Origin of the sequence: Lysinibacillus sp. (assembly GCF_032093475.1) — a bacterium.
GTDB lineage: Bacteria > Bacillota > Bacilli > Bacillales_A > Planococcaceae > Lysinibacillus > Lysinibacillus irui.
On record NZ_DAMDAY010000028.1, the window covers coordinates 28,085 to 39,604 of the forward strand.

At 36.9% G+C, this 11,520-nt stretch carries 11 protein-coding genes; 5 read left to right on the forward strand and 6 right to left on the reverse strand.

What is annotated here, in order from left to right; all coding sequences use genetic code 11:
• The first annotated feature begins 71 nt into the window (after positions 1–71).
• The 3 genes from RT445_RS08515 (at position 72) to RT445_RS08525 (ending at position 3,745) form a co-directional block, all read left to right on the forward strand.
• Entirely contained in the window at positions 72–1,421 is a 1,350-nt protein-coding gene (locus tag RT445_RS08515) for a dihydrolipoamide acetyltransferase family protein (RefSeq protein WP_312506824.1), read from the forward strand.
• Between the two features lie 5 nt (positions 1,422–1,426).
• A complete protein-coding gene (gene lpdA, locus RT445_RS08520; RefSeq protein ID WP_274795803.1) occupies positions 1,427–2,842 on the forward strand; it encodes a dihydrolipoyl dehydrogenase in 1,416 nt (471 codons plus the stop codon).
• Positions 2,843–2,962: 120 nt separating this feature from the next.
• A complete protein-coding gene (locus RT445_RS08525; protein WP_274797274.1) occupies positions 2,963–3,745 on the forward strand; it encodes an SDR family NAD(P)-dependent oxidoreductase in 783 nt (260 codons plus the stop codon).
• A 49-nt stretch (positions 3,746–3,794) separates the two neighbouring features.
• Here RT445_RS08525 and RT445_RS08530 read toward each other — a convergent pair whose 3' ends face one another.
• From RT445_RS08530 to RT445_RS08550, 5 genes are all read right to left on the reverse strand, one after another.
• Complete coding sequence (locus tag RT445_RS08530) at positions 3,795–5,321, reverse strand: tripartite tricarboxylate transporter permease (protein WP_274795804.1); 1,527 nt, start codon at positions 5,319–5,321, stop codon at positions 3,795–3,797.
• Between the two features lie 16 nt (positions 5,322–5,337).
• Positions 5,338–5,811: a tripartite tricarboxylate transporter TctB family protein gene (locus tag RT445_RS08535; RefSeq protein ID WP_274795805.1), complete on the reverse strand. Its 474-nt coding sequence runs from the start codon at positions 5,809–5,811 to the stop codon at positions 5,338–5,340.
• A 91-nt stretch (positions 5,812–5,902) separates the two neighbouring features.
• Positions 5,903–6,922, reverse strand: coding sequence for a tripartite tricarboxylate transporter substrate binding protein (locus RT445_RS08540; RefSeq protein ID WP_274795806.1), 1,020 nt, complete (start codon positions 6,920–6,922; stop codon positions 5,903–5,905).
• A gap of 125 nt (positions 6,923–7,047) precedes the next feature.
• The gene (locus RT445_RS08545; RefSeq protein WP_274795807.1) at positions 7,048–7,737 is read right to left on the reverse strand and encodes a response regulator; all 690 of its coding nucleotides are present in this window, start codon (positions 7,735–7,737) and stop codon (positions 7,048–7,050) included.
• Positions 7,724–9,352, reverse strand: a complete 1,629-nt coding sequence (locus tag RT445_RS08550) for an ATP-binding protein (RefSeq protein WP_274795808.1) — start codon at positions 9,350–9,352, stop codon at positions 7,724–7,726. The genes RT445_RS08545 and RT445_RS08550 overlap by 14 nt, the downstream gene beginning before the upstream one ends.
• Before the next feature lie 350 nt (positions 9,353–9,702).
• Here RT445_RS08550 and RT445_RS08555 point away from each other — a divergent pair, with 350 nt between their 5' ends.
• Together RT445_RS08555 and RT445_RS08560 are read left to right on the forward strand one after the other, a co-directional pair.
• Positions 9,703–10,149 carry a CidA/LrgA family protein gene (locus RT445_RS08555; protein WP_274795809.1) on the forward strand — a complete coding sequence of 149 codons (447 nt, stop codon included), beginning with the start codon at positions 9,703–9,705 and terminating at the stop codon, positions 10,147–10,149.
• Entirely contained in the window at positions 10,142–10,819 is a 678-nt protein-coding gene (locus tag RT445_RS08560) for an LrgB family protein (protein WP_274795810.1), read from the forward strand. Before RT445_RS08555 ends, RT445_RS08560 begins: the two co-directional genes overlap by 8 nt.
• A gap of 103 nt (positions 10,820–10,922) precedes the next feature.
• Here RT445_RS08560 and RT445_RS08565 read toward each other — a convergent pair.
• Positions 10,923–11,520: Orn/Lys/Arg family decarboxylase (locus tag RT445_RS08565; protein WP_483869411.1), on the reverse strand; the 598-nt coding region annotated here is incomplete at its 5' end.

Below are 11,520 nucleotides of genomic sequence, written 5' to 3' on the forward strand. Positions count from 1 at the left end.
GAAACAGCGAAAAAAGTTTTAACATTGTGATAAAGCTTCGTAAGAAGAGTGAATAGAAAGGATGGGTACACATGGCATTTGAATTCAGACTACCGGATATTGGCGAGGGTATTCACGAAGGCGAGATCGTGAAATGGTTCGTTAAAGCTGGAGATACAGTTAAAGAAGACGATATTCTTTGTGAAGTACAAAATGATAAAGCAGTAGTAGAAATCCCTTCACCAGTAGAAGGTAAAGTAGAGGAAGTTTTAGTAGGAGAAGGGACTGTTGCCGTTGTTGGTGATGTCTTAATCCGATTTGATGCACCTGGTTATGAGGACTTAAAGCTTAAAGGTGACGATCATGCTGAAGCGAAAACAGAAGCACAAGTTCAAGCAACTGCTGAATCTGGTCAGAATGTAGAAAAAGCTCCTACAAACGAGGAGAAGGCACCAGAAAAAGCTCAAGATAAAGCTCCAGACAAAGTGGAGACTGTTGTTGATGAATCAAAACGTGTGATTGCAATGCCTTCTGTACGTAAATTTGCACGTGAAAACGATGTTAACATTCGTGAAGTGAAGGGTACAGGTAAAAATGGTCGAATCCTAAAAGAAGATATTGAAAACTTCTTAAAAGGTGGAGGTACTGTAGAAGCTCAAGCTGCAAATGTTGAAGCAACTGAAGCAACGGCGCAGGAAGAGACAGCAGCACCGGCAGCACCAGTAGTTCTTGAAGGGGAATTCCCTGAGACGCGTGAGAAAATGTCTGGTATTCGAAAAGCGATTGCAAAAGCAATGGTACACTCGAAACAAACGGCTCCTCATGTTACACTAATGGATGAAGTCGATGTAACAGCTCTTGTAGCACATCGTAAAAAATTCAAAGATATCGCTGCTGAAAAAGGTGTTAAATTAACATACTTACCATATGTAGTTAAAGCTCTTATTTCAACTTTACGCGAGTTCCCAGAATTTAACCGCTCATTAGATGATGCTACACAAGAAATTATTCAGAAGCATTACTATAATATCGGTATTGCTGCTGATACTGAAAGAGGCCTACTAGTACCAGTTATTAAGCATGCAGATCGTAAATCTGTATTTGCAGTGTCTAATGAAATCAATGAGTTAGCGACGAAAGCCCGTGAAGGCAAGCTTGCGCCACATGAAATGAAAGGTGCTTCCATGTCCATTACGAATATTGGCTCTGCAGGAGGACAATGGTTCACACCAGTAATTAATCATCCTGAAGTAGCAATACTAGGTATTGGTCGAATTTCAGAAAAACCTGTAATAAAAAATGGTGAAATTGTAGCCGCACCTGTGTTAGCATTATCATTGAGCTTTGATCATCGTATGATCGATGGAGCCACTGCGCAAAATGCTTTAAATCACTTAAAGCGTTTGTTAAGTGAGCCAGAATTATTATTAATGGAGGCGTAACAAAAATGGTAGTAGGAGATTTCCCAATCGAAACAGATACTCTTGTCATTGGTTCAGGTCCTGGAGGATATGTAGCAGCAATTCGTGCAGCTCAAACTGGCCAAAAAGTAACAATCGTTGAAAAAAATGTACTTGGTGGTGTGTGCTTAAACGTAGGTTGTATCCCATCAAAAGCATTAATTTCGGTAGGTCACCGTTTTGAGCAAGCTAAACATTCAGATGACATGGGAATCATCGCTTCTGATGTGAAATTAGACTTCTCAAAAGCACAAGCATTTAAAGACAGCGTTGTTAAAAAATTAACTGGCGGTGTTGAAGGCTTACTTAAAGGAAACAAAGTTGAAATTGTACAAGGTGAAGCTTATTTCGTTGACGCTCATTCAGTGCGTATCATCAATGGTGAATCTGCTCAAACTTACACATTTAACAATGTCATTATTGCAACAGGTTCTCGTCCAGTTGAGATTCCAACATTCAAATTCTCTGATCGCGTACTAAATTCTACTGGTGCACTTTCTTTACAAGAAGTTCCTGGTAAATTAGTTGTTATCGGTGGAGGTTATATTGGTACAGAGCTAGGATCAGCTTACGCAAACCTTGGCTCTCAAGTAACAATTATTGAAGGCGGAAAAGATATTTTAGCTGGCTTCGAAAAACAAATGACTCAAATCGTTAAAAAAGGCCTTAAAAAGAAAGGCGTTGAGATTGAAGTTAACGCGTCTGCAAAAGGCGTTGAAGAAACTGAAAACGGCGTAGTAGTAACTTATGAAGTTGGCGGAGAAGAGAAAAAGGTTGAAGCTGATTACGTATTAGTTACTGTAGGTCGTCGTCCAAATACAGATGAAATGGGCCTTGCTGAAATCGGAGTTGAATTCGGTGAACGTGGTCTAATCAATGTTGACAAACAATGTCGTACAAATATTCCAAACATCTATGCAATCGGTGATATCGTAGCTGGTCCACAACTTGCACATAAAGCATCTTACGAAGGTAAAGTTGCTGCTGAGGCGATTGCTGGTGAAAAATCAGTTGTTGATTATCTTGCTGTACCTGCTGTATGCTTCACAGATCCTGAAATGGCAACAGTTGGTTATAATGAAGATCAAGCAAAAGCAGAAGGCATCGAATACACAGCAGCGAAATTCCCATTCGCAGCAAATGGTCGTGCTCTTGCATTAAACCAATCAGAAGGCTTCGTGAAGCTTGTTGCTCGTAAAGAAGACGGCTTATTAATTGGTGCTCAAATCGTAGGTGCTGGTGCATCTGATATGATCGCTGAAATGGGCTTAGCTATTGAAGGCGGAATGACTGCTGAAGATATCGCATTAACAATTCATGCTCACCCAACATTAGGTGAAATTACAATGGAAACTGCTGAAGTACTACTTGGCAACCCAATTCACATTGTAGCAAAAAAATAATGGTAACAGTTCTAACGGCTATAAAGCAAATGCTTTGTAGCCGTTTTTTGTATATTGACCGTAATTTTGTTAAAGTAAAGATATTGTTAGGAATATTCGAAATAATTTGGAGTGATAATGATGGATTTAGGCTTAAAGGGGAAAGTGGCAATTATTACTGGGTCAAGTAAAGGAATTGGTTATTATACGGCTATGCAGCTTGTCAAAGAGGGAGCACAGGTTGTATTGTGTGCTCGTGGAGAAAAACAGCTACAAGTGGCAGCTGGATGTATTAAAAATGAAACAGGTATAGATGTTTTAATTGTTCCAACAGATATTACAAAAGAAAAAGATTGTAAGTATTTAATCGAACGTACTGTAGAACAATTTGGCCATATTGATATTCTCATTAATAATGCAGGTACCGCTTCAGCAAATCCCTTCGAAACGGTGAGTAGTGAATTATGGCAAGCTGATTTAGATTTAAAGGTATTTGGGGCCATTCATTGTTCAAAATATGCGGCACCTTATATGCGAAAAGCTGGCGGAGGTGCAATCGTCAATGTGACAGCTGTAATGGCGAAGACACCTCCAGCAAGCTCACTTCCTACTACTGTAAGCCGTGCTGCTGGACTTGCCTTAACAAAGGCAATGAGCAAGGATTTAGGAAAAGATAATATTCGAGTAAATTCTGTCTGTATAGGTCTTATTCGTAGTGACCAAATTGAAAAGAAATGGAAAAAAGAAGAACCGGATTTATCGTGGGAAGAATATTCCCGTAAGGTGGGGCAAGCTATTCCGCTCGGTCGTGTAGGTGATACACAAGAGGCTGCAAACGTTATAACTTTTTTAGTATCTGATGCAGCGAGCTACGTTACAGGCACTTCAGTTAATATCGATGGTGGCTCTGGCCACGCATTATAGAAAAGTAAAAATCCACTATACTTATAGAAGCATAGTGGGTTTTTAAATTTTAACCTTCTTCATTAATAAGTACATTTTTACCACGTATTTTCATAACCAGTGGTATAAGTAACCAAGAAATTGCAACCACTAAAAATAGTAATGATAAAGGCTTTGTTATAAAAATAGAAAAGTCTCCATTCGAAATGGTTAATGCACGGCGCATATTATTTTCAATCATGGGCCCTAGTACAAGTGCAAGGACTAAGGGAGCAACTGGGTAATCATTTTTAGCAAATAGATAACCAAGAACACCACAAGCTACTAATAAAAATAAATCAAACGTAGCGAATTGAACGGCATAAACGCCAAAAATTGAAATCGCAATAATAATGGGCAATAAATACTTTTTAGGTGTTTCGATTATTTTGGCAAAAATTCGGACCAATGGCATATTTAATGCTAGTAACATTAAGTTACCAATAAACATACTGGCAATTAATCCCCAAGCAACTTGAGGATGCTCATCAAATAATAATGGACCCGGCTGAATATTATACATAATAAGTGCACCCATTAAAATTGCAGTAGTACCTGAGCCGGGAATTCCTAATGTTAGCAAGGGAATCATTGCACCGCCTGATGCAGCATTGTTCGCTGATTCAGGTCCAGCTACACCCGCAATATGACCTTTTCCGAATTGCTCGGGTGTTTTACTGAATTTTTTTTCGGTAATATAAGAAAAGAATGAGGCAAGTGTTGCGCCTGCACCGGGTAATACACCGATGAAAAAGCCTAGTAATGAGCCGCGAGCAATAGGAACAGCACTATCCTTTAAATCTTGCTTTGTTGGTAATACACGATTAATTTTTGCTAATTGACCATCCTCTTCTTCTTTTTCAAGAATGGTTTTAAATACTTCACCTAATGCAAATAAACCAACAGCGATAGTTAAAAATTCAATTCCAGAGAACAGCATAGGCTGACCAAATGTAAAACGTTCGATACCTGATACGGCATCTATACCAACTGTCCCGAGCATAAGCCCTAAAACAGTCATGATTAAAGCTTTGGTAATAGAACGTCCTGCTAGTCCACTTACTGCTGCAAGTCCTAATAGCATCAGAGAAAAGTATTCTGCGGGTCCAAATTTAAGTGCTAATTTTGACAATGGATTAGCTAATAGTATTAGACCTAGTAACGCTACAACTCCAGCACAAAATGAGCCAATGGCCGCGATAGAAAGAGCACTTCCAGCACGGCCTTGTTTAGCCATTTGATAGCCATCCAATGTTGTCACAACTGATGAGGACTCACCAGGCGTGTTTAATAGAATGGATGTTGTTGATCCACCATACATGGCTCCGTAGTATACCCCTGCAAGTAAAATAATTGAGCTTGTAGCGGCAGCCTCCGTTGGAAGTCCAGCTGTAATAGTTGCTGTAACGGGGATTAATAAAGCAACCCCGCTCATTGGACCTATACCAGGAAGTACACCAACTGCTGTACCAATTATGACACCAACAAGAGCGAATAAAAGATTTTGCCATTGAAGGGCAACAGCAAATCCATCAGCTAAAAATTGCAATGTCGACATAATGTTCACTCCTGTACTAAAAAATTGGGAAACTAGGCAACGATCCTCCTAGTAAACTTGTAAATAAATAATAGACGCCTAGTGAAAATCCAGCTGCAATAAAAATTGAATAAATAAGTTTAGTGCGTTCCATTGTTTGGAAGCTAATACACAAAAATAAAAATGTTGTTATCATATAACCAATTTTTTCAAGGAAAAATACATACGCAAGAGCGCTACCCAAAATGATTAAGAATTTTTTGAGCTCTGTTGAAGATATTTTAGAAGAAGTTGTTGGTCCTGTGTTTCGCTCTCTCACAGCTTTTTTCCATGATTCATAAAATAATTGAAGACTTAATAAACCTAAAATAATACCTAAACCTAATGGGAAAATTTTTGGCCCAACTGTAGACCCATAAGCACTATCAGAAATCTGTGTTGCTTGAAAAATAAACAAAATGCTAAGTGCTAAGAGGATTATGCTAAATGTTTTATCAAATGTATAGCTCAAACGTTTTACACCTCCATTAAAAATAGATAAAGTTACACAAGTAGTTCTATATTTAATGGAAATACTTGTGTCTTTTTTAAAAAACGATTTTTTATTTTTGCATACCAAGAGCTGTAAGTAGTTCAATGATTATTTTATTTTGATTGTCTAGATAAGCTGTAAATTCTTCCGCATTACGGTATTCTGCTTGCCAGCCATTACGTGTCACCTCAGCTTGCCATTCTTTTGATTCAGACATTGCCTGTAATTTTTCAGACCAATAGGTAATCGCATCTTCACTCATATTTTTTGGACCGAAAATACCACGCCAAATTGTAAATTCCTCATCAATACCAGACTCTTTAAATGTAGGAACCTCTGCTAGCTCACCTTCTAAGCGTTCAGAGGAACTTACAGCTAATACACGAACATCTCCAGATTTAACATAAGTAGCAATTGTGGAGGCATCTGTTGCAATAACATCAGCATTGCCACCTAATAATGCTGTAACCGCCTCTCCGCCACCGTCATAAGAAACATATTTAATTGTTTTTAAGTCAATGCCCGCTTTATAAGCCGGAATAATTCCTACTAGATGATCCATCGAACCCGGTGCAGAACCACCTGCTAATGTGACATCTTTTGGTGAAGTTTTCATGGCATTTAAAACATCTTCAAGCGTTTGAAAAGGAGAATCCTTTTTAACAACGATTGCGCCATAGTCACGTGTTAATTGTGCTAAAGGTGTAGTATCCTTATAGCCAAATTTACTATTTCCTTCAGCCTTTTCATGATTTATAAGGATCGGTGGTGATTTAACCATTAACATATAATCATTATTGGCCTCCTTTGTAGCAAATGTTGCCATGAAGGCAGCACCACCACCACCGGGCTTGTTCTCAACTTGAATTGCCTTATCAATTAACCCTGTGTCATTCATGGTTTTTGCTACTGCACGAGCGGTTAAATCCCAGCCACCACCAGCACCAGATGGAGCAACAATGGTAATATTATTTTTCGGATAATCACTGGCGTTCTTTCCCTCTGTTTTTTCTCCATTTGATGATGAGCAGCCAACCAAACTAGTGAATAGTAAGCCAGCTACCATTATTTTAGAAATGTTCCTCCACATAAAAATCCCCCTTAAAAATAAAATGGTAGCGCTATCAATTTAGCGCTACCCATACTATAACTTACTTCATAATTTTAGGAATATTGTGATAATAATGTGAATTAACATCATTTTGTTCATAAAGTTTATTGAGAAATAAAGTATCGTCGTTCAGGACGACCAACTGTGCCATAAGTCAGTTCAGTATAGACCTGCTTTTGTGTAACTAAAAATTCTAAATAACGACGAGCGGTGGAACGGCTGACACCGATATTCTTTCCTAACAGCTCAGCTGTACTACCATTCTCCATTAAACTTAAATGGTTAATAACATGATTCATTGTTGTTGGATCAATCCCTTTTGGTAGTAATAACGGTGTTTCTTGAGGGCCGGATGAACCTGCTTTTGGCCAAAGATATTGAATTTTTTCTTGTGTAAAATTCTCATTATTTTTCAGCAATAAATGCTTGTAACGGAATTTTTCTATACTCTCTTTTAGTTGTTCGAATGTAAATGGCTTTAAAATGTAATCTGTAACATTTTTCCGATAAGCTTTCTGTACTATATGTGCCTCTGTGGCTGCGGTAATCAAAATAATGCTACTTGTTGGGCTTACTTCTTTAATTTTATCAATTAAATCAACCCCGAGTATATCTGGTAAAAAGACATCAAGTAATATAAGTTGCGGTGAAAATGATTGAAGCCAATCTAAAGCTTCTTCACCAGTGTTTGCCCGCGCAATTACTTTATAGCCTTCAATTTTTTCTAAAAAACGACAATGTACGTCTGCTACACGTACATCATCTTCAATTACTAGCACTTCAATATCGTTCATGGATCATAGTCCCCCTTTTGCTAATAGATACGATAAATAGGGCACCTCCTAAATCGCCTTTTTCAAGAGCAAGAGTGCCGTTTAGATCATGGATGCTGGAAATTACTTTTCTTAAACCATAGCCTCGATGTTTCCTATCTTTCGTGGAAATATTTTCAGAAAATAGTACATCTAATTTTTCTTGTGCTAAACCTTGACCAGAGTCCTCAACCTCAAAGATGATTTCCTCTCCATTATCTAATATAAAAAGCCTGATAATTGGTTGTCGCTCTTTGTTTTTATCAACCTCTTCAAAAGCATTGGTTAATAAATTCCCTATAATAGAAATAATTAGGCTTTTTTCAATGTTTTCAGGAAAGGTTTCTAAATAACTATCCTCATCAAAGATCAATTTGATCTTTAATTCACGGGCACGATTAAAAAATCCGATAATTAAACCATTTAAAAATGGGTCCTTTACACGCTTTGTTATAAATTGGGTTAGAGAAGAATGTCCTTGTACCTCTTTATGAATAATAGATAGTGCTTCATCAGAAGCATTTAATTGAATAAGGCCAGATATTGTGTAAAGGACATTATTAAACTCATGTGTTTGGGCACGTAAAGCCTCCGTATATTGTTTTACTTGTGATAATTCGATAGCCATTTGCTCTATTTCTGATTGTAATCGGAAACTTGCAACAGCGCCCACAACTTTACCATTCACCTTCATAGGTACACGGTTAACGATAATTTCATGACCATTAACAATCATCAATTTATCAAGTTGTTTTTCACCGTTCGTTAATACGTTAAGAAGATGTGTATTAGGTATATGCTGTTCGATATTATCACCAATGATAGAAGCTGAATCCGTTAAATTTAAGATTTTGGCGGCAGCATTATTTAGGGTTGTGATTTCACCTTTCTCATTAACCGTTATAATCGCTTCACGAACTGATTCAATTAAAGTATTTTTTTCTGTTAAGAGACTGGCAATTTCGCTTGGCTCTAAATTAAAAATTTGCTTTTTAATATTACGGGATAAAAAAATAGAACCGATTATACCGATGCTTAATGCAATCACCATCGTATAAAAAATATTATCAAGATATAAAAAATATAAGCTATCTAATTCACTTGTTAAGTATCCAATTGACACAACTCCAATAATCGATCCATTTGTGTCAAAGATAGGTGCCTTTCCACGAATGGATTGTCCCATTGAACCATTCGCAATGGAAATATAAGACTCACCATCGATTAATGCTCGGTTATTATCATCGCCAACCATGGTTTTACCAATACGGTCAGCGATAGGATGGGTGTAGCGTATGCCATGTTTATCTCCTATTACAACATAAGTAGCTTTTGCTGCAAGCATAATATCATTGCTAATTTTTTGTAGACTTTCGGAAGGATTATTTGTATGAAACGCTTCGATTACATCGCCCCTGCTAGCTGTTGTTTCAGCTAAATATAGTGCTCGGTTACCAATTTGTGTTTGCAACGCATCAGATATGGTCATATAAAAGAGAATGCCTGATAAAATGACAATAATAAAAATTAAAAAACTGCTGTAATAGGCAAAGCGAGCTTGAAGTTTTAATGTTTTAAAGATAATAGAAGATCCCACCTTATTGTGTATTATGGAAATTTTAGTAATATATATAACTAGTATCTTTTGTAATTTTCGATTATATAAAAAAATTTTGAAAATTACTAGTTGGAATATTCTAAAAGTTATGAGGACCGAATCGGCACAATTAGCAAATGAAGCAGTTAAGTGATCTATTGATAAAATCAGTATGAGAGTATCATCATCAACAGCAACATCATGAAAGTTTTGGAGAATAGGAATTTGAATACCATTTCATAAAATTACTTAGATTTTTCAATCTTTACTAATTATTTTTCTAAAATTACAATAGACAGAAAATTCCTGCAGATGTAGAATGAACGATATAGGGGGTGAAAAGTGGCGAAATGTTGAAAGAAAATTTTGCTGCACTATTGTTGCGAGTTGTTCGGATTATTGTTCAAATTGGCATACTAACCATTTTTTATTATATGGGAGTAGGGATAGTATCGTATTTACATATACCTCTTCCAGGAAGTGTTATTGGATTATTGTTATTAGCACTTTCACTCATTTTTAAAATCATTAAGGTTGAATATATTCAAGATGGAGCAAGTTTTCTCATTGGCATCTTAACGTTATTTTTCATACCTGCAACAGTAGGTGTTATTGATTATCCAGAACTCATGTCAATGACTGGACTGCTCATTATCTTAGCCGTTATAGCTAGTACATTAATCTCTATTTATATCACAGGTCTACTGACACAAATCATTGAGAAAAAAGAATTGGCGAAAAAGGAAAACGCAGAAACAACTGTTGAAGAAGGAAAGGGGGAGTTATCCGTTGATTGAAGCGATTGTTATCCTTAGCACCATTTTCATGTTCATTTTATTTACAAAGCTTTATCAGCGAATTCCACATCCTATCATGATTCCTTTGGTCACAACAACGATTGTCAGTGCAGTGATTTTGCTAGTTTTTGATATCCCATATGCAACTTATATGAAAGGTGGAGAATGGCTTCAGCAGATGCTTGGACCGGCTGTTGTCGCACTTGCCTATCCCCTCTATAATCAACGAGCCATTATTATAAAATATAAATATTCTATTTTATCAGGACTTTTCATAGGTATGATCACAGGCTTATTTACTATTTTTGTATTGTTAAAATGGATTGGTGTTAAAGCTAGCTGGATGCTGACGGCCTTACCTAAATCATTAACTACGCCTGTTGGTATGCAGGTAAGTGAGACAATTGGAGGTATTCCACCTTTAACAGCTGTTTTTGTCATGATTGCAGGGTTTGTAGGCGCTATTATCGGACCATTAGTCATTAAATATGGCAAAATCGACTCGGCGGTTAGTAGAGGTGTTGCAGTAGGTAGTGCCTCACATGGGGTAGGTCTTGTTAAATTAAGAGAATATGGGGAACAGGAATTATCAGTTGGTTCATTATCTATGGGCTTAACAGCTGTGATTGGGGCATTTTTTTGTCCTCTCTTTGTCTATTTATTTTTGTAAAGAGTTATTACTATTTTGTTGTCTAAAAAATTGAATTATTGACGTTTTATCGTGAATAAGCAAACAAGCTAGCTCTTCATGAAAGAGAGCTAGCTTGTTATGTTTAGAAAATCGGTTTCCGTTCTTTTATAACACGAATTGTTTTTAATGTGGTATCTTCTGGACCTTGTACTGGTAAACCAGCCTCGATATTCATTTGAATATAGTGAATATTTTCTTGGGTAATTATTTCCCCGGGAATAAAAATTGGAATTCCAGGAGGATATACCATAATAAATTCTGCACATATACAGTTATCTGCTTCTGCAAGTGGAACGACTTCTGTATCTGCATAAAAAGCATCACGTGGTGACATAGCAAGAGCTGGAATTTCTGGAACATTCACTAAAGCTTCTGTTATAGCCGCTTCAGAATCAAATGCTTTTGACATACGAGTTAATGCATTCACTAAAAGATTAATTTCTTTTTTCGTATCTCCTAATGTCACCAAACATAAAATATTATAAAGGTCAGATAGTTCCACTTCAATATTAGCGTTATGACGTAACCATTCTTCAGCTCTGTGGCCAGAAATACCTAAATCTTTTACACTAATAAGAAGTTTTAATGGATCCATATCATAGGTTGCAGAGGAGTGTAGTTTTTCCTTACCTGCACATTTTAAATGCGGGATCTGATTGATCCGTTTACGTGCATCCTTA